Source organism: Mucilaginibacter sp. OK283 (assembly GCF_900110415.1).
Classification (GTDB): domain Bacteria; phylum Bacteroidota; class Bacteroidia; order Sphingobacteriales; family Sphingobacteriaceae; genus Mucilaginibacter.
Map to the genome: position 1 here is coordinate 252,192 of NZ_FODR01000002.1, position 25,579 is coordinate 277,770.

Sequence of the window (25,579 nt, forward strand, 5' to 3'; positions counted from 1 at the left end):
ATATTAATGAAAAAAATCTTCTCATGCTCCTTGTTTTTTGTATTGTTTTACACTTCGGGCTTTGCACAGGAACTTGCAAAAGTTACTGAACCTGTGTTTAAAGTAGGCGAAAAACTAAGCTACAAAATGCAATACGGTTTTTTTAAGGCAGCCGAAGCCAATATAAGGATTGAGGCCAGCGACAAAAAATTACCGGGCAACGCCTTTCATTTGATTGCCGAAGGAAAAACAGCAGGTACCTTTGATATATTTTACAAGGTGCGCAACCGCTACGATTCTTATGTAGATCAAAATACATTGTTACCTTACTTTTACAGTGAAGACCGGCACGAAGGTAAATGGAAGCATACCGACAAGGCTACCTTTGATCAGAAAGACAATAAAGTAACCGCTAATAAAGGCGAATTTTCATATAAGGGCGATTCATATGATTTTGTATCGGCTTATTATTTTGCCCGTACTATAGATGTATCCAAACTTAAAAAAGGGGAGACATTTGACCTGCAATATTTTTTAGAGGATGGCTTTCATAAAATGAATATCACTTACGTAGGTACAGAAACCATTAAATGTGATATGGGTACTTTTAACTGTTTAAAATTTAACCCCACAATTATCCCTGGCCGTATTTTTCGTAAGGATAGTAAGTTGTACCTTTGGATAACTAATGATGGTAACAGGATACCTGTAAAGGCACATGTTGAAGTTATTTTAGGCAGTATAACAATGGAGCTTCAATCGGCAAGCGGATTGAAGTATCCGTTAAACCCCATAATGAATTAAATTAAAGTATGATAGAGGTAGGTAACGTGTTGGTGCACGAGGATGTGATAAAAGAAAACTTTGTTTGCAATTTAAACAAATGCAAAGGCGCCTGTTGCCTTGAAGGTGATTCTGGCGCCCCCCTGAACGCCGACGAACTTGATATTTTAAAAGAAATATATCCAAAAGTAAAGCCTTACCTAACCGCCAAGGGTATCAAAACCATCGAAAAGGTGGGTACTTATGTAAAAGATTTTGAAGGCGACTACACCACCCCTTGTGTAGACACCAACAAGGAATGCGCTTATGTAATTTGGGAAAACGGAATCACTAAATGTGGCATCGAAAAAGCTTATGAAGAAGGCGCTGTTACCTGGAAAAAACCCATCTCCTGCCATTTATATCCCATCCGTATCACAGCATACCCGGAGTTTGATGTGTTAAATTACGACCGCTGGAGCATTTGCAGCCCCGCCTGCACATTTGGCGATGAACTAAAGGTACGTGTTCACGAATTCTTAAAAGGCCCGCTAATCCGCAAATATGGTGCAGATTGGTACCAGGAATTGGAAAATGAGGTGGCCGGAAGGTAAAGGGAGCTACTGTCTGGGGTTAAACTGCTTTGCTGCTTTTAAGGCGCTGAGGTTGATTTAATTGCACTTTGCCTATGTCTTCTGTTTAAAAACCTATAATGTGTTTTAAGCGACTTATGGCTTTTGCACAAAATATTCTGTAAATTTGTTTGATACTAAAACGGAGGTCTTAATGAAACCCGAAATTACGCTGCCACCTAACGGGTTGTTCAAAACCCATAAGGCATATTCGCCCGAAGAAATACTTGCTGCAGGCGGGGCAACTGCCTTCGGTAAAAAATCAGGCAAAAACAATAAAAGTTTAATTAAGGCTCTGAAAAATGCCCCCCCGGCTGAGCCCTTCACCCAACAAGAATGGGATCAAACCATGCAGCATCTAAAAGATTCTAAGTAGTGAATTTATTATTTGATACCAACATCATTTTAACTCTAATCCGCTCAAATAATTACGATGATATCATTGGCTTACTAAATCCTGATAGTGTTCCTATTTATATTTCTGTAGTTTCAGAAGCAGAGATCAAATCAATAGCAATACAAAATAACTGGGGTATCAACCGGCGTAATAAACTTAATTTGTTTTTAGATAACGTTAATATCGTTGAGATCAGCCAAATGTTTGTCAATACATACACGGAGATCGACAGTTATTCTCAATGCCGAAATCCTGCTTTTGTTGATTATCCTTTCTCTACCCATCGGAACATGGGCAAAAATGATTTATGGATCGCTTCATTAGCTGCGTTGCTTGGGTTACAACTAGTTACCACCGATGGAGATTTTGACCATTTAAACGGAGTGTTTTTTGACGTGCAAAAGTTAACACCAACATTGTAAAATAGTATTGTAAACGGGTCCGTCCTATTTTGCTTAAAGTTGAAGCTCTACGTTGACTGTCGGCATACCAAAGCCTAAAACATTCCCACCAACTCTTTCAAATGACCTATCTGTACGGGTACATCGTCGGGCTTTGGCACATTAAAGGGGTTAAAATAAATAGCGTCCATACCAAAGTTCAAAGCGCCATAAACATCGGCTTCCAGGCTATCGCCAATCATTACGCTTTCATGCTTGGTTGCACCCGCAAGGTCTACCGCGTGTTGAAAGATAGCCTTATCGGGTTTGTTGACCCCTACATCCTCAGAGATGATGATATTTTTAAAATAGCCTGCCAGGTTGCTGCCTGCAATTTTTATCCGGGTAGAGTCTTTAAACCCGTTGGAAATCAAGTGTAGCGTATATTTTGATTGCAGGTAAGTGAGCGTTTCATGGGCGTGCGGAAACAGGTTTGTTTTTGTGGGGCACAATTGCACATAAGCGTCTTCAAAATCAACAGGCATCAGGTCGGGGTGCAGGCCAAGATCGGTAAAGGTGCGTTTAAAACGTGCATCGCGCAGCTCATCTTTAGTAATTTGTCCGGTATGGTATTTTGCCCAAAGCTGGTGGTTATTGCGCGTATAAGTTTCAATAAACAGGCCTGCGGAAGTAAGGCCGACGCGCTCAAGCTGGTGAAGGTGATAAAGTTCATGCAAAGCCTCCTCGGCATTTTTATCAAAATCCCAGATGGTATGATCAAGATCGAAAAAGATATGCTTTTTGATTTCGGATTTCGGAGGGGGAGTTTCTGATTGATTTTTCATTTGGATATTATGCATTTGCGACACGAAAGAGCAACATCCGCCAGTCAACTGCGCATCGCGCTGCAAAGTTCGTTATTAGATTGGTTGCTGTTACCTTTTTTTAGCATTAAAAACCGATCTGCCCTCAAAATATAACAGCGGCAACCCGGGCATAAATAAGCCTTCATTTCGCCGGCCATATTTTGTCTCAAATCTAACATCTCATATCTGTTTCGGCGATATCCAAAAGTTATTATACCCCAGGCCTATTTGTATTTCTATTAGTTCCTGTTGCAGCATCTCCAATACAGCCAAAAAATTGTACACAAAATGCACTTTATTTTCCGACTCTTTGGCTAAGGCCTTAAAATCGAGCATTTTGTTGATCTTAAGCAGATCGGCAACAGCTTGCTTTTGTTTTTCGATAGTGTAAGGGTACTGAACTACGGTATGCTTTACCTCTTCGCTGCGGTTAAGGTAGTTGCGCATCAGGCGTTCGTGCACCATCATCAGCTTGTACAGGCTTATTTCTGATAGCTCTTCGCCCGGAAGTACTACTTTTTCAACTTGCTCCAGGTCGTGCTTAATGTTACCGCGTTTCTCCTGTTTAAAACGCTCCTCCTCGTAAGGACGCAGTTCGTCGCACAGTTCCTTAAACTTTTTATATTCTATCAGCTTACGGATCAGGTTTTCCTTGGTATCGGTATCATCTGCGGCATTTTCGGCTTCGTAACGGGGCAACAGCATTTTGGCTTTAATGCGCATTAGCGTTGCGGCAACAAAAATAAACTCGCTGGCCAGCTCCATGTTCAGGCTGGTCATCTGGTGAATGTAGTTCAAAAAATCGTCGGCAATTTTGGCAATGGGGATATCATGGATGTCCAGTTCATCGCGCTCAATAAAAAACAGCAACAGATCAAACGGGCCTTCAAACTGGGGTAATCTTATGGCAAAGCTGTCGTCGGTCATGACTGTAAAAATAGGGAAGGAGAATCAAGAATGAAGAATCAGGAGGCAAGATTTTTTGAGTAGACAGGTAACATAAACAAAAGGCTGTTTTGCCTTGCCTCTTGATGCTTAATTCCTGACGCTTTTTTAATACAAATCGATATGCTTTATTTATAAATAATTAGTTTACTTTGTAAGTTAAATACAGATTACAAATGTCAATGCAGGTACCGGCCGGCGATTTATTATCGAAAATAAATTACCCTTCTGATTTAAAGCAACTTAACGAAGATCAACTTGAACAAGTTTGCCAGGAACTGCGCCAGTATATCGTCGATGTAGTATCGGTAAATGGTGGGCACTTTGCCGCCAGCCTGGGTGTTGTTGAGCTAACTGTTGCATTGCAATACGTTTTAAACACCCCTTATGACCAATTAGTTTGGGATGTAGGGCACCAGGCTTATGGCCATAAAATACTCACAGGGCGCCGGGATGCATTTCACACCAACCGGATTTATAAAGGCATCAGCGGTTTCCCCAAGCGATCTGAAAGCGAATATGACACTTTTGGTGTTGGCCACTCGTCAACATCTATATCTGTTGCTTTAGGGATGGCTGTGGCATCGCATTATAAAGGCGAAACCGACAGGCAGCATGTTGCTGTTATTGGCGACGGCGCCATGACAGCAGGTATGGCTTTTGAAGCTTTGAACCATGCAGGTATCGAAAATTCCAACCTGCTGGTGATCCTGAACGACAATAACATGTCTATCGACCCTAACGTTGGCGCTTTGAAGGAATACCTTACGGATATTACTACTTCCAAGCCCTACAACCGTTTCAGGGACGACATCGCGCACGTGCTGGCCAAGCTATCGGCAATTGGCCCCGATGCGTTTAAAATTGCCCAGAAATTAGAAAAAAGCATAAAAGGTACCCTGCTTAAACGAAGCAACTTTTTTGAAGCTTTAAAGTTCAGGTATTTTGGACCGATAGACGGCCACGATGTAAACCACCTGGTGAAAGTTTTAAAAGACCTGCGCGATATTCCAGGACCCAAAATATTGCATTGCGTTACCACCAAAGGTAAGGGCTACGCCCTGGCCGAAAAAGACCAAACCAAGTGGCATGCCCCCGGTTTGTTTGATAAAATTACCGGTGAGATAAAGAAAGCTAAATACGATAAACCACAGCCACCTAAATACCAGGATGTGTTTGGCCATAGCATTATTGAACTGGCCGAGCAAAACCCTAAAATAATGGGTATTACGCCGGCAATGCCATCAGGCTGTTCATTAAACCTGATGATGAAGGCTATGCCTAACCGTGCTTTTGATGTGGGTATTGCCGAGCAACATGCCGTAACTTTTTCGGCAGGTTTGGCAACTCAGGGCCTGGTTCCGTTTTGCAATATCTACTCCAGCTTTATGCAAAGGGCGTATGATCAGGTGATACACGATGTGGCCATACAAAAACTAAACGTGGTGCTTTGCCTTGATCGCGCCGGTTTTGCAGGTGCCGATGGCCCAACCCACCACGGCGCTTATGACCTGGCCTATATGCGTTGTATTCCTAATATGACGGTATCAGCACCTATGAATGAGGAAGAGCTGCGTAACCTGATGTACACAGCCCAGCAGGAAAACATGGGCCCGTTTGTAATTAGGTACCCGCGCGGTAATGGTGTGATGGTTGACTGGCAACGCCCCTTCAAAGCGATACCTGTAGGTAAAGGCCGGAAAATTTGCGACGGCGAGGATGTAGCGATACTATCTATTGGGGCCATCGGGAATGAGGCCATAAAAGCCATAGCTGCGCTAAATAACGAGGGTTACTATCCTGCTCATTACGATATGCGTTTTGTGAAGCCACTTGATGAAGCGTTGTTACACGAAGTATTCAGGAAATTTGATAAGGTGATTACCGTTGAAGACGGGTGCCTTGAAGGCGGGATGGGCAGTGCGATACTGGAATTCATGGCCGATAACGGCTATCAGAAAACCCAGGTGAAACGATTAGGTATACCCGACAGGATAGTTGAGCATGGCGAACAACCTGAACTTTGGGCCGAATGCGGTTTTGATGCCGACGGAATTGCCATGCAGGTTAAAAGCTTAGGTGCCCAGCGCAATGCACATACAATAGCGTCGTAAAAAGTTGAAGATGTAATTAGGCCAGTCCCTAAAAGGTGGCATGGCATGATCTTTAAAACTGCAATCGAACGCTGAACAGTTGAGCTGGCGAGTGTAAAGAGCGGAAGAAAAACTAATTTCTGAGTATAGGGGAAATATTCTGTACGCTACAACTAACTATAATTAGCTTATCAGAATTCAGGAGGTCTGGGCTTTCTCTTCGGTATACCATCAATATATTTACCTGTTTATATACAGATACCCGGGTTTTAGGAAACTGGGCATACCACACGTGCAGCTTTTTAGTTTAAAATGCCAAAGCCATGGCAATCTTATAAAAAAATTGAGGTTATATTAGCTGCGATTATATGAAAACATTTGTTATCTCATTGCTGCTGATATTTTGCCTGCAAAGTGCTTTTTCACAAACGCAAATTCTTCCGAAATTTTTGCGTAAAATGTATTTAAACAAGGATAGCACAAAAAAAAGCAGCTTCGTAATTTTACCTGCGCTGAGTTCTGCCCCCGAAACCGGCCTCGAAGTGGGCGGTGCAGGCCTATATTCTTTTTATAGCGATTCATTAAAAAGCAACACCCGGGTATCAAGTGTTTTTGGATATGGCACCGTAACCACCAAAGGCCAAAGCCGCTTAAGTTTAAATATTAGCTATTGGACGCCCGATAATGGCTACCATTATACTGCCGGCATTAGTTTCATAAACTTTCCTTTCAACTTTTATGGCATTGGTAATAATACCCGCAGCGCTGATGCGGCGCGTATTGGTCAAAAACGGACTAAAGGATATTTAGGTGTAGAAAAGAAGCTGTCTGACAGGCTTTATGCGGGTATTGTAGCCGGTGCTATTCGATATAAGATACCTCCCGAACCAAAGAATACTATTTTTTACACCGACCGGAGGGTAGAAAACCATGGCGGGGGCAGTAATATATATCTTGGCCCAAGTATCACATATGATAGCCGCAACAGCAATACGTACACTACAAAAGGTATGATAATTACCAGCTCTTTTGAAATAATTAAGGGATTTGGCAATAAAGGTTATAATGGAGGCTTTTTAAATATAGAGTATTCACAGTTTTTCGCTTTGGCAAAAAAGCTGGTTTTAGGTGTAGATATACAGGAACAGAGCCTTACCGGTCGTAGTTCGCCATTTTACTGGTTGCCGGCGTTGGGGAATGACGAACTCATGCGAGGCTATTACAACGGTCGTTACCGCGACCGGAATTTGCTTGCCGGCCAAACCGAACTACGCTATCGGCTAAGTCCGCGTATTGGCCTTGTAGGTTTTGCAGGCACGGGCGAGGTATTCAACAAAAGCTTTAGCTGGGCGCAACTTAAACCTAATTATGGCGGTGGTGTACGATACTTTTTCGACATTGAAAAAGGTCTCAGCATTCGCGCTGATTATGGGGTAGGGCAGAAAAATCCAGGCGAAAAAAGGCAAAGTGGCTTTTACGCCGCATTGGGACAGGCGTTTTAATTGCTTAGTAACAGGTTTTGTTTTTGCTTAATCATCGTTTGGCACGCCGGGAAACTCTCGTCGATCGACTTTATATGCGGTATTTCTGCTCAGCCTGGCGGCTGTAGTATTGCCTGGAAAGTAGAATAACGCATATGCACCTGTTTTTGTCATCCATATGCCAAAGTTAAAATACCAATAGGTGGCCGTGTTTATAACAAAAAACCCGGCGTTAACCGGGTTTTTTGTATTGTTACTTCTTTGTCCAAACGTTATTGTCGGGGTTGTAATCCGGTAAAACTTTATCAGGATCGTAGGTAACAGATTCAATTTCTTCTGTTGATGGATATTTAAACGTCCAGGTGGCATTGCGTTCCCAAACTTCGACAGGTAATTTCATCCTATCCACTTTACCACTTTTTGTTTTTATTTCCAATATTACCGGCATAGCCATTTTACCAAGATTATCAATGGTTATCATGGCGCCCTTAGTAGCATCGTTATCAACATACTTAACATCGCTTACAGCAACATCCAAACGCCAGTTATTCAGGAACCAGCCTCTCCAGAACCATTGCAGGCTCTCACCAGATGCATTCTCTATGGTACGGAAAAAGTCGTCAGGTGTTGGGTGTTTGAATGCCCAGCGTTTGATATAGGTTTGGAAAGCGAAATCAAAACGTTCGGGGCCTAAAATTTGCTCGCGCAATAAAGTAAGGCCGGCACCTGGTTTTGAATATAGTAATGTACCGGTGTTCCTTTCTTTAAGGTTAGCGGGCTGGCTTAGCATTGGCTCCAGGCCAGGCCGGGTATAGGTATCGCCAATTTTATGCATATCGCCAGGTTTGCGGGCATACTCACCGTTGTTAAAATCAGCAGTCGAAAGAGTATTGATGAAAGTATTGAAACCTTCATCCATCCAACCATATAAACGCTCGTTTGAGCCCACAATCATCGGGAACCAGGTGTGACCAAACTCATGGTCGTTAACGCCCCAAAGGCCGGCTTTTTTGGCCCTGTATCCGCAGAAAACAATACCTGGATATTCCATACCGCCAACAATGCCTGCAACTGCTGCTGCGGCAGGATAAGGAAATTCAAACCATTTTTGGGAGTTATATTCGATAGACTTTTTTACATATTCTGTTGAACGGGCCCAGGCATCAATGCCATCGCTCTCAACTGGATATGCCGAAATAGCGATAGACTTTTTACCACTTGGCAAATCCATTTTAGCGGCATCAACAATAAACGCGGCCGATGACGCCCATGCAGCATCCCTCGCGTTTTTTATTTTAAAGTGCCAGGTAAGCGTTGATTTACCGGCCGGGCGCGATTTAGGATCGGTAACTTCAGCTGCCGAACGGATAACTACCGTTTTTTCGCTTGCAGCGGCTTGCGCCCAGCGTTTTTGCTGCTCAGGCGTGTACACCTCGGCAGGGTTCAATAATTCGCCCGAGGCAACTACAATGTGGTTTGCCGGAGCGGTAATGCTCAGGTCAAAATCGCCATACTCCAGGTAAAACTCACCCGGACCTGTGTAAGGCTGCGTATTCCATCCCATTACTTCATCGTACACGCACATACGTGGGTACCACTGGGCTACAGTATAAATTTTGCCGTTTTTTGAGGCTTTATCGTCCAGGTATCCCATACGGTCTGATCCGTAATTGGGCGATACAAACGAATATTCTATTTTCAGCTTTACGTTACCGCCATTGGCAGTTACCTGTCTTGGCAAAAATACCTGCATACGGGTATCGCTTACCAGGAATTTCACATCGGTAGCGCCGCCTTTTGCATCAACAGCTTTTACCGATTTTATTTTGTAACCCGCATCAAACGCTTCGCCGCGGCCCCAGTTCCGGCTACCGGTTGGCGGAACAATTGCTGTACCGCGGGAATCTAACTTAAACAAATTCTGATCCAGCTGCATCCATAAAAAACTCAGGTTTTGCGGGCTGTTGTTGGTATAAGTTAAAACTTCCGAACCGGTAATCAGGTTGTTTTTATCATCCAAAGTGGCGGCCAAAGCGTAATCGGCACGGTTTTGCCAATATTTTGGACCAGGCTGCCCATCGGCTGCGCGGAACTCGGTACCATTTTTAGTATAAAATGGCGGGCCAAAGGTTTCATGATAACTGTAATCAGATGCAGGTGCGGCTGCTGGAGGAGGGGTTGGTGCCTGTTGCGCGTTAACGGCAGCAATAGCCATCATAAAGGCCGTACTTAAACCGGCCATTAGTTTTAAATTCATTTCAGTCAATTTTGAGAATACAAAGCAAGTATACACAAAAAAGCTTTTTTAAACAGCCCGTAAAATGATTGTTACGTGTTTGTTAATTAGTGAATGACTGAATTAGTGAATTATTGATTTGCCTTGCAATAGGCTATCAGTCAGGTAGGTTTAATTGCCTTATTAAACCCTGGAATGAGAATTTTGCCTGATTTTTTGAATATTACCGATGATGCACCTTTCGTGCATCATTGCCTCACTATTTGCACCCGGTAATACAAAAACTTACAGCCTTAATTCCTTTTTCTTCTATTTCTTCAAAAAATGATCGGCATATACCTTTTCATCAAAGCCAAAAAACAAGAAACCGCCATCTTCAATAACGGGGCGTTTAATCATGCTGGTTTTTTGCTGTAGTAGTTGCAGGGCATCGGTATTGGTTTTTATGCTTTCTTTAACAGCCGGGTCAAGCTGTTTCCAGGTTAGGCCTTGCTTGTTCATGAATTTTTCGTATCCTGCTTTTGTGTCCCACTCCTGTAGCTTTTCGGTACTGACCCCCAGTTTTTTGAAATCCTGGAAATCGTAATCAACTTTGTTTGCTTTAAGCCAGTCGAGGGCTTTTTTTACTGTATTGCAATTGGTAATTCCGTAAACTTTCATACCGCAAAGCTATTGATTTCCGCCACCACTTTTACTACCGCCACCCTTGGTATCATCATTATTGATACCACGCTGGTTCTTTTTAATGTCGCCGTTAAGCTTGCCAAATTTATAATTAAGCCTGATGGCAAAATTACGGTAAGGGTTGGTACCGCTGTAAGTATTATAAAAATCATTGGAGCGGGTGTAGCCATGATAAGTACGGTATTTACTGTAGGGATTATTAGCAACCAGCGACACGGTAAACGTCTTCTTGAAAAATTCCTTCGAGGCCACGTAGGAGTTAAATATAAAGTTGCTGGATTTTCCTTGCAGCGTTACATCGCCGCTAAAGAAACCTGCGTCAAGCGCCAGCCGGTAGCCGCCATCAAATTTATAGGCAAGGTTTCCGAAAGCGCGGCCGGTATAGCCGTCGTTGGTATAAAAGCTGCCGTTATAAGTTCCCTTGAGCCAGATGTGCGAAATTTCGCCATTGATACTTACGGTAAACTTTTTGGTAATATTAAAATTGGTATTCAGGTTTAGGCCAAGGGTACGATTGCTGCCTAAATTTTGATAGGTGGTATAAGTAACGGTATCAATCAGGGTACTCACATTTTGGATAGAGTTATTGGAGAACGCGTAGCTTAGCCCGGCGTTGATTGATCCTTTTGAAAAATTACTGTAAGTAAGCTCAAATGTATTGTTAAGTTCGGGCCGCAACTGCGGGTTACCGGTAGTTACAAACTTAGGGTTTGAGTTATCAATAAAAGGGTTTAGCTGGTATATACCCGGGCGCTGGATGCGCTGGGTAAATCCGAAATTGAAACTGCTTGTTTTAAAGCTGCGTTGTATGGATATTGACGGGATGAGGTTGTTGTATCCCCTATCCAGCGGCGTACCGGTAAAATCGGCGTTTACCTGGGTATGCTCCAGGCGTAAACCACCCTTGGCTGTCCATTTAGTAAATTTTACCTGGTACGAGTTGTAGGCGCTGTACACATCCTGGTGGTAATCAAATGTATTAGTTTGATTGGCATCAACAACATAATCCCCGGTACCGGCATCCTGGTTCTCGCGCCTGTAATCACTAAAATTATTACGCAGTATAACTTTACCGCCGGCTTCCAGGTTCACCTTTTTAAAGGGGTATACATAATCTAACTGAAAGGTATGCTCTTTGTTACCTGCGTTATTATACTGCCTGAAATTTGGATTATTGATGGCATCAAAATTTACCCTTTCGCTAAAACTATTGCTATTGTATTGATTACTTGGCGAGTAGCTGTATTTATAGGAAGCGGTAAGCAACTCGTCCTTTTTATTTTTGAAGCCTAACTGGTAATTAACAGATATGTCTGTCCCCTTATCATGGTTTATCCCGTCATTTAAGCTGCGGTAAGCCTGGGCAACACTGCCATCGCTTTTTATTTGTGTAGACGTCTGATCGCCTGTCTGATTAAAATTCCCTCTAAAAAGTTCAAACGAACCGGTAAGCAGGTTCAAACTATCCAACTCGTAACTTAATTCGGCATTGGCATATTTGTATTTACCTTCAAACGAGCCATCGCCGTTTTGATTCAATACCGATTGCGTAAGATTTTGTGTTTGCGAACTTTGAGTACTATTGCTAACCCGGTTTTGATTACCAAAACCTGCATAGCCCGACAAGCCGAACTTGCCCTGCTTTACTGTAGCATTTAAGTTATATCCCGGCCCCCAAATGCTGTTAAAGCGCGAATTGATACTGCCATTATAGCCTTGGTCGGCATTTTTTTTGGTGATGATATTGATGATGCCCGATAAACCCTCCGCGTCGTATTTTGCCGGTGGTGTGGTAATCACTTCTATCCTTTCAATGTTGGTAGCTGGCATCGCTTTTAACACATCCGACGGATTTTTAGCCATCAGAGCTGATGCTTTTCCGTTTACCAATATCTTGTAATTGCCGCTCCCTTTTAGCTTGATCTTGTCGTCTCCATCAACCGATAGCAAAGGCACCTTACGCATCATATCCAGTGCAGATATCGCTTTACTTTCCGGGTCGGCCTGCACATCATAAGTAAGCCGGTCAACCTCCTGTTTCATTACGGGCCTTACGGCCGTAACACTCACTTCACCCAGTTGCTTGCTGGCTGCCGACATATATATTTTGCCTGCATCAACCGTTGTACCGGCAGGTTTTATCGGAAACGTTTTAGTAGCGAAGCCAATAAATGCCACCGCCATCTGGTAAGTTTTACCTTCGGGCGCTTTAAGTTCAAAGCTGCCATCGTCTTTTGTAAGGGTACTTTTTACCGATGCCTTTGTACCGGCATCCTGCAAAACAACGGTAACATAGCCCAGAGGCTTATTTGCCGCCGAATCAATAACAGTACCTTTAACGGTAATATTGGAAGGGACGGGGCTTTGCGCTATCGTAAGTATAGAGAAACAACAGCAAATTACTGTGAGTACAAATTTATACATAAGGAATTTAGGTGATATGACGCAGCAAGATACCCAAGTGTTGCAACACTTGGAAAGTATTTAACATTATTTAACTAATTAGTTAGTTGTGAGGCGGTAATTTTTTATTTGTTAAACCTGGTCATGGTTAGTTCGGTACCGATGGTACAAAAACTCTTCACCATTTCTATCGAGCGGTCAATCAGCGCAGGCAGTTCGGGTTTCTCATCATCGTCAAAACCACTCAAAACATAATCAACCTGCCTGCCTTTAGGGAAGTTATCGCCTACTCCAAAACGCAGGCGCGCGTAATTGTTATGGCCAAGTGTTGCTTCAATATGTTTTAAGCCATTATGCCCTGCAGCGCTGCCTTTAGGTTTTAAGCGCAGGGTACCCAGGGGCAAGGCAATATCATCAACAATAACCAGCACATTTTCCAGCGGGATTTTTAAATCCTTCATCCAATGGTTAAGCGCTTTACCGCTCAGGTTCATGAAGGTAGTAGGTTTAATGAGGCAAAGGGTACGGCCTTTGAAGGATACCTCGGTATAATAGGCCAGGCGCATATTATAAAATTTGGCGCTCTCCTGTTTAGCCAGTTCATCCAAAACCATAAAGCCTATATTATGCCGGGTATCAGCATATTCGGGGCCTATATTCCCAAGTCCTACTATTAGATATTTCATTTAGGGGAGCAAAGATAAAAGTTTTTTGGATTAAGGGTTTTAGGAGCAGAACCGCTTTTAAAATTGATAAGGTTTAGTTCGCGTGAAGATGCAGGGTGATTTGCCTGTTTCTTCTTTACGGGTTAGTAACTTTGCGCAAAATAATTTTGAATTTTTTTAAAAGCTTGCCTTCGACGCAAAGTTTTTCAGATTCCGGAAGGCTTTAATTTGTTTTTTTGCAGAACCTGAAGCATGTCAAAACACAATTGAAATTATTGCCTGTTTAGGATTGAACGCTCCGCAATATTTAAAGGGATGGCAACTACAAAATTTACTGCACAGCTTTCCTATCGGCTATAACCTGGTGAGCCTGTTTGGGCAGGTTTACATTGCCGCTATGGCTTTCAAAATTAATTTTATGATAGGTAATTAACCAGGTATCGTCATGCTTTGCCAGCTTGGTGTGGTAAGTTGCGGTAACGGTCCAAACCTGATCGTCAAGAAAATGGTCGGTTACTGTACTGTAAAAAACATCGGCTGCCTTACCGTTAAGCTGCACCCTGAATGCCGAAAGCTGGTGATGGGTTTTATCAAAACCGGGCAAAAACGAAGCCCAGTTATCTACTACCTGTGCAGGAGAAAGTTCAATTGGGCCCAAACCGCTCATTGACGAATAATCGATCATAACCACAGGGGCCAGTGTGCTTTGTATTAACGCCCAGTCCCGGTCGTCTGCACCTTTAAATAAATTAGTAACTGTATTGATTATTTTATTGCCTTCCATGGTATTTAGATGTAAAGCTATCGAATTTGTTTCAAATCAATAGATAAATCGATAATTAGCATTACAACAAATTACATAAGAGGCAATTAACGGGCTAATACTATCTCGCATACTGCTTCACCAGCTTATCAACTATCTGCGCGGTTTCATCCGGGAAATCAACAATGATCTTTTTATCGTCGTTAATCCATTTAGTTAAGTGACTTCCAAAGGTATCATTGATTTCGGCAACTACAGGAACGCCCAGCTTCGAGGCCGACAGGGCGTTGCACTGCTGCTCGTATTGGCCTTTCATGGGTATCATCATTACCTTCTTTTCCAGGAACAGTGCCTCGGCGGGGCCTTCAAACCCACCACCGGTTAGCAGGCCTTCGCAACTGGCCAGGCTTTTGTTAAAGGCTTCATTATTTACCGGGAATATCTCAACGTTGCCGGCTTGCATGGGCGTTTTTTGCCGCTTTGAAAACACCTGCCATTTTACGTCTTTTACAGCGCCTAAATGTTTTAATAATGTTTTATCATCATAAGCGGGCAGGTAAACACTGTAATGGCCCAGGTTGCTGGTTTGCATCTGGCGTATTTCGCTGCGGATTACGGGCGTATTTATAAAAGTATCGTAACGCTCAAAATGGAAGCCTACATGATAGGTGGTGGGCGAATAATTTTTTAACAGCCATTGTGCAAAGGGATCCTTTTTTTCGGGCCGGGGCGTATTGGGCGATACAAAGGAACACTGATGGCTTAACGATACCGATGGAACGCGCTGAAGTTTACAGGCCCAGGCGCTTACGGGTTCAAAATCATTAATTACCAAATCGTATTGTTTTAAGGGGAGGTGGCGCAAGTCGTGCCAAAACTGGCGCAGGTTCATAATTTTCCAGGTTGCCCAGTTGTCAACCCCGCCATTGGTGCCAAAAACAAAACTAACCCCGTGAAACCTGTACTTCAAAGGCTGTGATAATGATACCTCGGCCTCGGTGCCGCTCACCAGCAGGTCAACCTCGCCATACTGCTGTAATAAAGGCACAATTTCACGGGCCCGGCTTATATGTCCATTGCCGGTTCCCTGTATGGCAAACAATATTTTCATGTAAATAGAATTAGGGGCAATTTAGTAAAATGAAATGTTTTAGGGATATTTAAATGGCTAAAGATTGTTACGGCATAAAGACGCTGTCAAAAAGTTTGATTTGAATACTTCAACTGAACAAGCACCAGGATTTTAAATTCGCCGGTGCATGTAACTTAAATCCGCAACGGGCATCTTATTGGGCATAAAAACATACCCATGTCCTTAGTCATAAAAAATCTCACCAAACAATATAACCAGCATAAAAGCGGCCTTACCGATTACTCCATCACCATTGAAAAAGGTGTATTGGGCCTGCTTGGGCCCAATGGCGCAGGCAAATCAACGCTGATGAAAATTATTGCCACTATTAGCAGACCTACCAAGGGTACTTTATTTTTAGATGGCGAGGATATTGTTGCCAATCCTGATAAAATCCGCAAAATATTGGGCTACCTGCCGCAGGATTTTGGGGTTTATCCTAACCTTAACGCCTACGAGTTTTTAGAATATATAGCAGCGATGAAAGGGGTAGGTGGCAATGGCTTGCGCAAGCGGATAGATTTGCTGTTAGAAGGAGTTAATTTAACGGCGGATGCCAAACGCCCGATAGGTACCTACTCGGGAGGAATGAAACAACGGATTGGCATAGCGCAGGCCCTGCTTAATGACCCTAAAGTACTGATATTTGACGAACCCACCGTCGGCCTCGACCCTGAGGAGCGGGTAAGGTTTCGGCAGTTGATCTCTGAACTGGCCACCGATTGTATCATCATCCTGTCATCGCACGTCGTTTCGGACATTGAGACTATTGCCGATGAAGTTGCTGTCATGAAAAATGGCATACTGCTTAATAAGGCTGCCCAGCCGGATATTATAAAACTGGTTGATGGTAAAGTATTTGAAGTGCTGGTGAGTAATGATGAAATTGCCGGCATCCGCGCCAAACACCAGGTTATTGATACAAGCCGGCAAAAGGATAAAACCAGGGTTCGTTTTATTACCAGAACCGGGCAGCCGGAAATGGGGGCAATAGCTGTAAATGCCGGTTTAGAAGATGCTTATTTGTTTTTAACGCAAAATAACAACTAAGCCCCGTGAGATACATTTACAGCATTATTAAAGCCGACTACCTGCAGCGCACGCGCAGCTACGCTTTCCTGATTACCCTGGCTATTACTTTTTACGCGGCCTATTCATTTGTGCCACCGCCTTCGGCTTCATATACCACCTTAAACGTTGTTGGCTTTAAAGGTGTTTATAACTCGGCCTGGGTGGGTTATGTTTCGGGGATGATGACCGCTATTATGCTGTCGCTTTATGGTTTCTTTTTGGTAAACGGCGGCATTAAAAAAGATATTGATACCGAAGTGGGCCTAATTATTGCAACCACGCCCATTACCAATTTTGGTTACCTGCTTAGCAAAATGCTCAGTAATTTACTGGTGCTGCTCACCATTGCCGGCTGCACTTTTATAGTAAGTATCATCATGTTTTTTGTGCGCACCAGTGGCTCGCCCTTTATTATCAGCAATTTCATTATCCCTTATTTGCTGTTTGTAGTGCCAGCCATGGTTTTTATATCGTCGTTGGCGATAGTAGCCGAAGTGTTTTTGGGCCGAAAAAGCATCCTGCAATATATCGCGTTTTTTTTCTTTTTTGGCGCATTGATAGCCAACGTTAACGGACAAAAAAGCGAAGCACTTGCAGTTATTATTGATCCGTATGGTGTACGCACCATGACAACCAGCATCAAAAACCAGGTAAACACCCAATATCACCAACATATTGATGGGGTTAACCTCGGTTTCACTTTCAACAGTAAACGAGGCTTCCGGATATTTGAGTGGAACGGTATAACTATAACCGGCCTGTTTTTAGTAAGCCGCTTATTATGGCTTATGCTATCAGTGGGTTTGGTTTACCTGTCGTCATTCTTTTTCCACCGGTTTGATTTTAAGCAAGCTGTAAGTAAAAAGAAAAAAGTGGTTGCTAACGAGCAGAAGCCGGCAACGCCTGCGTTTGCAGCCACCGGCATTAACCGCGCGCTTATGCCGCCATTGGTTACCGACTATAGCATATTACCGTTCGTTAAAACCGAATTACTGTTACTGGTGCGCAAAGGATCTAAATGGCTATGGCTCATTATTGCCAGTGTATCTCTAAGCATGCTGTTTGCGCCGATAGGTATTTCGCACATGTATATATTGCCTGTACTTTGGTTTTTGCAGGTAACGCGATGGTCTGAACTGGCTACCAAAGAAGAAACCTACCGCTTGCATTATTTTGCCTACGCATCCTACAAACCGTTACAGCGTATGTTGCCAGCCCAAATACTGGCAGGGGTGATATTAGGTATCGTTTTAGCATTTCCGTTGATATTGCGTTATGTAATTGCCGGCAACGGCTACGCCATCTTCAATATCATCAGCGGGGCTGTTTGCATTGTTTTATTAGCTGTTTGCATTGGAATTATAAGTAAGGGTAAAAAGCTGTTCGAGATCATTTTCTTTTTGCTCACTTACGCCCTTACCCAGGCCATACCCGTTGTTGACTACCTGGGTGCGCTGCCGCACGATAACCACATCATTTATATGGCTGTTATTTTAGGACTGAACGTATTTTTGGCGGTGGTTAGTTTTTGGGTGAGGGGGTATCAATCGAGGCATTTGTAGGAGGCTGATTGTTTTCGCCAGACAAGAAAATACACGCAGCAAGTTGAAAAAATTCAGACTTACGAAGTTTTTAAAACTTCGTAAGTCTTTCTCCGGCAGGTAGTTTTTTTGGAATCATGACTTGCGTAACCAACTCATTAATGCGCCTTATAACTTGCAATATCATTATACATGCTCCTGAACGAACTACGGATACCAAAACTCAGCATAGCAGTTTTATCGTGAAACTGGTCATTCTTTTCGCTACGGTAAAGGCCACCAAGCTCAATGCGCAGGTTATATTTAGGATTTAATAAATAAGCTATTTTCCCCTCCAGGAAAACCATGTTGGTGGTTAGGCCCTGGCCGGTATAGTTACCATATTGCCTTGATGGGTCGACGTATAACTGAAAAAGATCCTTACCGTAATTCATGCCGTTTATATCTAAGCCATAATGACCGTAATCAAGCTCACCGCTAAAGTCAAACCGTTTGTACGAGTAATTCAGCAAGCCCACAACCTCGCGCAGGTTTGCTCCCCATGGGTGTGCCAACGGCTCGCCATTATCAGCATAGTTTTGTACCGAGCTGCGTTCCGAATAGGTATATGGCTTAACGTTATTGGTTTCAATTAAATAGTTAAGGCCTTTAACGGCAAAAAGGTTTGCTCCCCTGAAACCAATTTGCCAGGCATATTTGTTACGGGAGCTGCCGTTACTGGAGAAAAAGTTTTTACTTTCAAATTCATCTAATGCAAACTGGCCATAAGCCGTTATACCGTCGGTAATTTTATACCTGCCGGTAAAACCCAATAAGGCATTATCCGGCGATCCGTTGGATGCCTCAACAGGCCTCAGGAATATCAGCGGATTGATATAGGTAAAATCAAACCCACGTTGGTGGCCTTCATCGTCCTTGGCACCCCATATAACCGAATCAAAAAATCCTAAAGCCAGGCGGTCGCTTACGTTCCAGTCTAAATAGTGGAATACGGCAAATTTCTTACGATCGTTGTTGTCAACCCGTGCCGATAAAGGATCGTCCATATAAGTCCACATGGCCATGTACCTTACATCGCCCAGTGTGGCCGTTACTTTAAAAAACGGATAGGGCGATGCGTAATCAGATAAAAGTACCGACCGGTAACCATCACCAATAAACGTTTTATCGCGTCCGGCGCTTACATTTAAATATTTATTTGGAGTGTAAGATACCAATGCAGTAATGTACGACCACCGATACTCGCTGCCATAAAGGCTGCCATATGCCTGGCCGCGTACTATGCCCACCTGGTTGGTGTAAGTAGCCAGGTATTCTGGCAGCTGCGCCCGGTTTTCGTAACCGGTTATGTTATACGATAACTGGCTCCCCACGGTACCGCCAATCTGCAAGCCCAATGAGCCAAAACTTGTATTTTTTTTACCCGAAAAGTCGCGGCTCAGATTAAAATCGGGCAGCAGATCGGCATAAAATGTGGCCTTATTGCTTTTAACGTCTATTTGATGCTCACTAAAAAAGCGGCCTTTAAAACCACCTGCGCTGTTCATCAGCGAATCATAGTGATGTTTCAATAACGAATCGTTCAAAAAAGGTTTTAAAGAACTATGCACCCGGGTTTTGGTAGAGTACACATCTTCGTTAAGTTTTTGGTAAAACTGGTACGAATAAGGTTGATAATCAGACTGGGCTTTTACAATCCCGCCTGTTAAAACAAATAATATGATAGCGGTAAATATTTTCTTCATATGTAGAATTGATCAATCAATTTTTTGTTATTCAAAATAATTTAGGGTTGCGAAGCCACCCTTTTTTAAATACTCGTCTTTTTTTACCAAATGCAAGTCAGAATGCATCATATCGGTAACCAGGGCCTTTAAATCATATTTAGGTTTCCAGCCTAATTTTTCGAATGCCTTTGTGGCATCGCCAACTAACAGGTCAACCTCTGTAGGCCTAAAATACCTGGGGTCAACCTTAACAACCGTTTGCCCGAACCGTAAAAAATCGAGGTTTAAACCAAGTTCAAAAGCCCGCTGTTCATCAATATCAATAATCACGCCGCGTTCATGCTCGTCCCGGCCGCTAAATTCAACTTCGACGCCTAACTCGTTAAAAGCCATTTTTATAAAATCGCGTACGGTGGTAGTTACACCGGTAGCTATTACAAAATCTTCGGGTTTCTCCTGTTGCAGCATTAGCCACATGGCCTCAATATAATCCTTGGCATGCCCCCAATCGCGTTGTGCCGACAAATTGCCTACATACAGGCAATCCTGCAAGCCTAATGCAATTTTTGAAGCTGCCCGCGTAATTTTGCGGGTGACAAATGTTTCGCCCCGTATAGGGCTTTCATGGTTAAATAAAATACCATTGCAGGCATACATTCCATAAGCTTCGCGATAGTTCACTATTATCCAGTAGGCATACATTTTTGCCACTGCATACGGCGATCTTGGATAAAAAGGTGTGGTTTCGCTTTGCGGCACGGCCTGCACCAGCCCATAAAGCTCGGATGTGGATGCCTGGTATATTTTGGTTTTTTTGGTAAGATCAAGCAGCCTTACCGCTTCTAAAATGCGAAGTGTACCTATACCATCAGCATTGGCGGTATATTCGGGGGTATCAAAGCTTACCTTAACATGGCTTTGGGCGGCCAGGTTATAAATTTCATCGGGTTGTACCTCCTGAACCAGCCTGATCAGGTTGGTAGAATCGGTAAGGTCGCCGTAATGAAGTTTAAACTTTACATCAGCCTCATGCGGATCGGTGTATAAATGATCAATCCTGTCCGTATTCAATAACGACGATCTTCTTTTTACGCCATGTACTTCGTAACCTTTCTTGAGTAAAAACTCAGCTAAGTATGCGCCATCCTGACCAGTAATGCCCGTTATTAAAGCTTTTTTCATCAATATTAAAGTGCTAATACTTCTATAAATACAATATTATCCAATTTAATTGTAAAAACAGCCATTGGGCCATACATAAGTTCTTTTGAGTAAATTGACATATGGTTATTTTACGGCGTCAGGAGTTATCCCTGTACTTCATATTGGCTAACTTATTTGGCTTTAAGTACAGGTAATCGTTTTTAAAATCAAGGATCATATTAAAACGTTTTAACAAATCATTGCCCAAATAGTTTATCTCAAAACCAAACGGATTTTTAGATCCTAATATCAGGGTAGGGATATCGGTAAGGTTAAAGCCGTTCAATTTAAAGGCCGGCGATAATACAGTCTTTGTTTCATATTCTGCTCCCCGCGGATCGTGGAGTATAACGGTGCGAATGAGTTTTAAATTGGCGGCAAATTTTTCTCTTGCGGCCCAGGTACTATCTAAAATGATGGCTTGTTCAGATCCTATATCCATACTGAAATTACCCGCATGTTTTTTGCCGTTTATTAAAAACGTGCCTTTAATGGACGGAAACGAACGTGCGAACATCATTTTTGATTTAATATAACCTTTTAAATCGCGGGGTAATTCAGAATGGATAATCAGCAGGTTATGATCATAATCCACCTCTGCCTGTTTGCCTTCAAATACGTTCCAGCCAATACGGCCATCCATTTCATGTGCCGTTATGTTGGTGGTAAGCACCTCGGGGTTGTTTACCACCAGGCTACCCATTTGCAGCTTAAAAACCTTGTTAAGCTTGTTGTAATTGGGCCTGGTTTTACCGGCTATGGCATCGGGCTGGTTTGATAATAATTTTGTTTTGTGCAAAATGGCATCCCTGGTTAAATGAAAATCAAATGAGCTGATATCAAAGTGCAGGTTCAATGTATCGGTATTATTAATAACGGCAACTATCTTAATGGCATTAAAGCCGGTTAGGGTAAAAGGAATGGTATCGTGGGTAACTGCCGTATTCTTTATTTTATCACCGGGCGGGATGGCACTGGCAATTTGGGTGTAGCAGGAATCTGTACCATTTAGCAGGATGATAAAATTGAACCTTGTACCCGGTTTTACTTTTACCCTGATGGAATCAATATCGGTATAAAATGTAACCCATTTTGTTTTTCGGGTTCTGTCAGCAGTAAAAATATCGGGCCTGGCTGTTGGCGACAGCGACCATACATTTTTATCAAAATAGCCACCATCGTTTATAGATACACTTTTAGATGTAGCTTTTATAACAGGCAATTTTGATTGTGCCAGGATTTGCTGGGTTATTAAAAAACATAGGAAAAGGCAAATGTATTTCATGCTTAGGTTGGATGATTTGATTAAAACGCGACAAGCCAAATATAAGCATACCTGCGTATAACTGAAAAATGAGATAGCCCGGGTTTGTTATGGTACATCATTTAAAAGCACTACCTTTAACATCATGAGCACCGCCAAAGAAAGCCGCTATATTAACGCTGCCCTTGATAGCTACCGCGAAAAGCTGGATACTATTCCCGATGACCAGTTTAATGAAACGCCGCCGGGCGGTGGCTGGTCATATGCCGAGGTTTACAGCCATATATTACAGGCTACCTTAGGTTCGTCAATAGCGTTGGAAAGGTGCGCGCATGGCAGTTGTCCGCCAACTAAAGATGGCGTGACATGGGGAGGCCGGATTTTATTACTGTTAGCCCGGTTTCCGAAAGTAACAGCGCCTGCGGTGATCAACGAAAAACTGCCGGCTGCAAAAATAACCAAAGAGGACGCCAAAAACCTGATCATCAAATGCCGTAAGCGAATGGAAGCTACCGCACCGCTTATTGACGCATCGTCTGCAGCAAGCCGTTATAAACATCCGCGGCTGGGTATGCTTAACGCCAGGCAGTGGTTTAGGTTTATCCGGATACACCTGGAGCATCATTTAAAACAGTTGGAACGCATCAAAAATAAATTATCGCAGGCTTGAAACCTTTTACATTTAACAGAGTCTTAACAGTGTGATAATGTTAGGTTTCGGATATTTGTAAAAATCATTGTGATGAATTTTGAATACACTTATTTGGTTGTTATAGCTTTGCTGCTGTTGGTAGGCATCTTCTATATCAGCCCTTATGAATTAACTGTTAATGAGGACGAAGACGACGAATAATCGTTTGTTTAGTATTTATTTAAAATTCAATAACCGGCAAAACCTGCCGCCTGTGCAATTAACCCCCTAATTTTAATGGCAAAACGTGAAGTAGATATTGTAGTAATATCCGATGTGCATCTTGGTACTTATGGATGTCATTCAAAAGAATTGCTTAAATATTTAAAAAGCATTAAGCCTAAGATACTTATCCTTAACGGCGATATTATTGATATTTGGCAGTTCAGTAAATCATACTGGCCCGAGGCGCATATGAAAGTGATTAGGCGCATATTAAAATTTGTTACCGAGGGCATTCCGGTTTATTACCTAACCGGCAACCACGATGAGATGCTGCGCAAGTTTGCCGATTTTGACCTGGGTTCCTTCAAACTGCTCAATAAAGTAGTGTTAAATATTGATGGCAAAAAGGCCTGGATTTTTCATGGAGATGTTTTTGATGTTACCATGCAGCACTCCAAATGGCTGGCCAAACTGGGGGCGGTAGGCTACGATACCCTTATACTCATCAACAGCATGACTAACTGGTTTTTGACCGCTTTGGGTCGCCAAAAAATGAGTTTTTCGCAAAAAGTTAAAGCCAGGTTTAAGGAAGCTGTAAAATTCATTAACCAGTTTGAACAAACTGCTGCAGACCTGGCTGTTGATAAAAATTACCAATACGTAATTTGCGGCCATATCCATCACGCCGAGATCAGGGAGATTGAAAATACCGACAAAACAGGTTCTGTATTATACCTTAACTCGGGCGATTGGGTTGAAAGCCTTTCGTCACTTGAATACCAAAATGGTAACTGGACTATCTTTAAATATAACCCCGAAGAATTTAACACCGATGCCGACGAAGACGACAAAACCGACGCCGAGGACCTTGACGCTAAAATGGATGTTAAAAACCTTTTAAACAGGTTCAGGCAGGAAATGGAGTAACGGAATAGCAAAACTTTTTAATGTTATTAAGCTACCCTATGAGTAGATCCGTTAATTTAAACCGACCGTCGAACTAACCGGGAGGGGATTGTACTCATGCGGCGGGAGAAATTGTGCACTACCTGCATTTTGAGGCCTGTTTGATACTAATTGTTCAGGATTTTTCGGGGTACTCATAAGATGGTTTCCTATTGCGGCAATACTCTTTATCCCTCAAGCTCAATTTCCTTTTTTATTGATATTGTAATACGGGGTGTTAATTGCATTTGTTATTCCCTATTAAAATGATAAACAATGTTTAACAGCAATAAAATTTCATTTAAAAATCATAATCCGTCAAAATTCCTACTTTTGCACCTGAATTTTTATTGATACACTATGAGCATCACACGAGGACCAATTTCGCAGTTTATTGAACGCAACTACCTGCATTTTAACTCCGCAGCATTAATGGATGCCGCTAAGGGGTATGAAACCCACCTTGATGAAGGCGGTAAAATGATGGTTACCCTTGCCGGCGCAATGAGCACCGCCGAACTGGGAATTTCATTGGCCGAGATGATCCGCCAGGATAAAATTGCCATTATCTCCTGTACCGGGGCTAATCTTGAAGAAGACATCATGAACCTTGTAGCGCACTCGCACTACAAAAGGGTGCCCAACTACCGTGATTTAAGCCCGCAGGAAGAATGGGATCTGCTGGAAAACCACTACAACCGCGTTACCGATACCTGTATTCCCGAAGAGGAAGCTTTCCGCAGGCTGCAAAAACACATCCATAAAATATGGAAGGATGCTGATAACAGCGGCGAACGTTATTTTCCGCATGAGTACATGTATAAAATATTGCTAAGCGGCGAACTGGAGCAGTATTATGAGATAGATCCTAAAAACTCATGGATGCTGGCCGCTGCCGAAAAAAACCTGCCTATTGTAGTACCCGGATGGGAAGATAGCACTATGGGCAACATATTTGCATCATACATTATTAAAGGCGAGCTTAAAGCTTCAACCATGAAAAGCGGTATCGAATATATGGCCTGGCTTGCCGATTGGTATACCAAAAACTCTTCGGGCAAAGGCATAGGCTTTTTCCAGATAGGCGGCGGTATTGCAGGCGATTTTCCGATATGTGTGGTGCCTATGCTTTACCAGGATATGGAGATGCATGATGTGCCTTTCTGGAGCTACTTTTGCCAGATATCTGATTCAACAACATCATACGGTTCTTACTCGGGTGCTGTTCCGAATGAAAAGATAACCTGGGGCAAGCTGGACATTCATACGCCTAAGTTTATTGTTGAGAGCGATGCCACCATTGTAGCCCCGCTTATATTTGCCTGGATATTAAAACAATAAAAAGTTTATAATCGATATTGATGGTGAAACCGTTAATAAATTTTCAAAATGGCATTAATATGCTTTAAAGAGTATTTAAATGACATTTTTGTGTTTATTTAGAACGATTATAAATTATAGGTTACTGTCATTTATGTGTCAGCGATACTGTAATAAATTTTACTTTTGTGGCTGTAAAAAGCAGATGGGTTACACATCTTTACAGCAGAATAA

General features: G+C 42.7%; 22 protein-coding genes. 11 read left to right on the forward strand and 11 right to left on the reverse strand.

Going from position 1 to position 25,579, the window contains the following annotated elements; translation table 11 throughout:
* The first annotated feature begins 6 nt into the window (after nucleotides 1–6).
* From BMX56_RS05835 to BMX56_RS05850, 4 genes are all read left to right on the forward strand, one after another.
* Nucleotides 7–783: a DUF3108 domain-containing protein gene (locus BMX56_RS05835; protein WP_090642294.1), complete on the forward strand. Its 777-nt coding sequence runs from the start codon at nucleotides 7–9 to the stop codon at nucleotides 781–783.
* Nucleotides 784–791: 8 nt separating this feature from the next.
* Nucleotides 792–1,355 (forward strand): DUF3109 family protein, encoded by a 564-nt coding sequence (locus tag BMX56_RS05840; protein ID WP_090642297.1) that lies wholly within the window; start codon nucleotides 792–794, stop codon nucleotides 1,353–1,355.
* 172 nt (nucleotides 1,356–1,527) lie between these two features.
* Nucleotides 1,528–1,749, forward strand: a complete 222-nt coding sequence (locus BMX56_RS05845) for a hypothetical protein (protein ID WP_090642300.1) — start codon at nucleotides 1,528–1,530, stop codon at nucleotides 1,747–1,749.
* Complete coding sequence (locus BMX56_RS05850) at nucleotides 1,749–2,192, forward strand: type II toxin-antitoxin system VapC family toxin (RefSeq protein ID WP_090642303.1); 444 nt, start codon at nucleotides 1,749–1,751, stop codon at nucleotides 2,190–2,192. Before BMX56_RS05845 ends, BMX56_RS05850 begins: the two co-directional genes overlap by 1 nt.
* Nucleotides 2,193–2,266: 74 nt before the next feature.
* On the opposite strand, the gene BMX56_RS05855 is transcribed toward BMX56_RS05850, so the two are convergent.
* Both BMX56_RS05855 and BMX56_RS05860 read right to left on the reverse strand, forming a co-directional pair.
* Complete coding sequence (locus BMX56_RS05855; protein WP_090642306.1) at nucleotides 2,267–2,995, reverse strand: YjjG family noncanonical pyrimidine nucleotidase; 729 nt, start codon at nucleotides 2,993–2,995, stop codon at nucleotides 2,267–2,269.
* A 201-nt stretch (nucleotides 2,996–3,196) separates the two neighbouring features.
* The gene (locus BMX56_RS05860; protein ID WP_090642309.1) at nucleotides 3,197–3,943 is read right to left on the reverse strand and encodes a segregation and condensation protein A; all 747 of its coding nucleotides are present in this window, start codon (nucleotides 3,941–3,943) and stop codon (nucleotides 3,197–3,199) included.
* A gap of 200 nt (nucleotides 3,944–4,143) precedes the next feature.
* On the opposite strand from BMX56_RS05860, the gene dxs reads away from it, so the two are divergent.
* Entirely contained in the window at nucleotides 4,144–6,075 is a 1,932-nt protein-coding gene (gene dxs, locus BMX56_RS05865) for a 1-deoxy-D-xylulose-5-phosphate synthase (protein WP_090642312.1), read from the forward strand.
* Nucleotides 6,076–6,422: 347 nt separating this feature from the next.
* Complete coding sequence (locus BMX56_RS05870) at nucleotides 6,423–7,556, forward strand: BamA/TamA family outer membrane protein (RefSeq protein WP_090642318.1); 1,134 nt, start codon at nucleotides 6,423–6,425, stop codon at nucleotides 7,554–7,556.
* 232 nt (nucleotides 7,557–7,788) lie between these two features.
* Here BMX56_RS05870 and BMX56_RS05875 read toward each other — a convergent pair whose 3' ends face one another.
* The 6 genes from BMX56_RS05875 to BMX56_RS05900 all read right to left on the reverse strand — a co-directional run bounded on the left by BMX56_RS05875 (nucleotide 7,789) and on the right by BMX56_RS05900 (nucleotide 15,397).
* The gene (locus tag BMX56_RS05875) at nucleotides 7,789–9,792 is read right to left on the reverse strand and encodes a M1 family metallopeptidase (protein ID WP_090642322.1); all 2,004 of its coding nucleotides are present in this window, start codon (nucleotides 9,790–9,792) and stop codon (nucleotides 7,789–7,791) included.
* Nucleotides 9,793–10,080: 288 nt separating this feature from the next.
* Nucleotides 10,081–10,431: a Spx/MgsR family RNA polymerase-binding regulatory protein gene (locus BMX56_RS05880; protein ID WP_090642325.1), complete on the reverse strand. Its 351-nt coding sequence runs from the start codon at nucleotides 10,429–10,431 to the stop codon at nucleotides 10,081–10,083.
* Between the two features lie 9 nt (nucleotides 10,432–10,440).
* A complete protein-coding gene (locus BMX56_RS05885) occupies nucleotides 10,441–12,879 on the reverse strand; it encodes a TonB-dependent receptor (protein ID WP_090642328.1) in 2,439 nt (812 codons plus the stop codon).
* 104 nt (nucleotides 12,880–12,983) lie between these two features.
* Nucleotides 12,984–13,544, reverse strand: a complete 561-nt coding sequence (gene pth / locus BMX56_RS05890) for an aminoacyl-tRNA hydrolase (RefSeq protein ID WP_090642330.1) — start codon at nucleotides 13,542–13,544, stop codon at nucleotides 12,984–12,986.
* Between the two features lie 310 nt (nucleotides 13,545–13,854).
* Nucleotides 13,855–14,307, reverse strand: coding sequence for a nuclear transport factor 2 family protein (locus BMX56_RS05895; RefSeq protein ID WP_090642333.1), 453 nt, complete (start codon nucleotides 14,305–14,307; stop codon nucleotides 13,855–13,857).
* Nucleotides 14,308–14,407: 100 nt separating this feature from the next.
* The gene (locus BMX56_RS05900) at nucleotides 14,408–15,397 is read right to left on the reverse strand and encodes a glycosyltransferase family protein (RefSeq protein WP_090642336.1); all 990 of its coding nucleotides are present in this window, start codon (nucleotides 15,395–15,397) and stop codon (nucleotides 14,408–14,410) included.
* Nucleotides 15,398–15,595: 198 nt separating this feature from the next.
* Here BMX56_RS05900 and BMX56_RS05905 point away from each other — a divergent pair, with 198 nt between their 5' ends.
* Nucleotides 15,596–16,468, forward strand: a complete 873-nt coding sequence (locus BMX56_RS05905; RefSeq protein WP_090642339.1) for an ABC transporter ATP-binding protein — start codon at nucleotides 15,596–15,598, stop codon at nucleotides 16,466–16,468.
* Nucleotides 16,469–16,473: 5 nt separating this feature from the next.
* Nucleotides 16,474–18,051, forward strand: a complete 1,578-nt coding sequence (locus BMX56_RS05910) for a hypothetical protein (RefSeq protein WP_090642342.1) — start codon at nucleotides 16,474–16,476, stop codon at nucleotides 18,049–18,051.
* Nucleotides 18,052–18,188: 137 nt separating this feature from the next.
* On the opposite strand, the gene BMX56_RS05915 is transcribed toward BMX56_RS05910, so the two are convergent.
* The 3 genes from BMX56_RS05915 to BMX56_RS05925 form a co-directional block, all read right to left on the reverse strand.
* Nucleotides 18,189–19,775 (reverse strand): gliding motility protein RemB, encoded by a 1,587-nt coding sequence (locus tag BMX56_RS05915; RefSeq protein WP_090642345.1) that lies wholly within the window; start codon nucleotides 19,773–19,775, stop codon nucleotides 18,189–18,191.
* Nucleotides 19,776–19,802: 27 nt separating this feature from the next.
* Complete coding sequence (gene gmd / locus BMX56_RS05920; protein WP_090642347.1) at nucleotides 19,803–20,939, reverse strand: GDP-mannose 4,6-dehydratase; 1,137 nt, start codon at nucleotides 20,937–20,939, stop codon at nucleotides 19,803–19,805.
* A 118-nt stretch (nucleotides 20,940–21,057) separates the two neighbouring features.
* On the reverse strand, nucleotides 21,058–22,245 hold the full coding sequence (locus tag BMX56_RS05925; RefSeq protein WP_090642350.1) for a hypothetical protein: 1,188 nt from the start codon (nucleotides 22,243–22,245) through the stop codon (nucleotides 21,058–21,060).
* 124 nt (nucleotides 22,246–22,369) lie between these two features.
* On the opposite strand from BMX56_RS05925, the gene BMX56_RS05930 reads away from it, so the two are divergent.
* From BMX56_RS05930 to BMX56_RS05940, 3 genes are all read left to right on the forward strand, one after another.
* A complete protein-coding gene (locus BMX56_RS05930) occupies nucleotides 22,370–22,894 on the forward strand; it encodes a DinB family protein (RefSeq protein ID WP_090642353.1) in 525 nt (174 codons plus the stop codon).
* Nucleotides 22,895–23,152: 258 nt separating this feature from the next.
* Nucleotides 23,153–24,007, forward strand: a complete 855-nt coding sequence (locus tag BMX56_RS05935) for a UDP-2,3-diacylglucosamine diphosphatase (protein WP_090642356.1) — start codon at nucleotides 23,153–23,155, stop codon at nucleotides 24,005–24,007.
* Nucleotides 24,008–24,385: 378 nt separating this feature from the next.
* Entirely contained in the window at nucleotides 24,386–25,366 is a 981-nt protein-coding gene (locus tag BMX56_RS05940; protein WP_090642359.1) for a deoxyhypusine synthase family protein, read from the forward strand.
* Nucleotides 25,367–25,579: the final 213 nt, after the last annotated feature.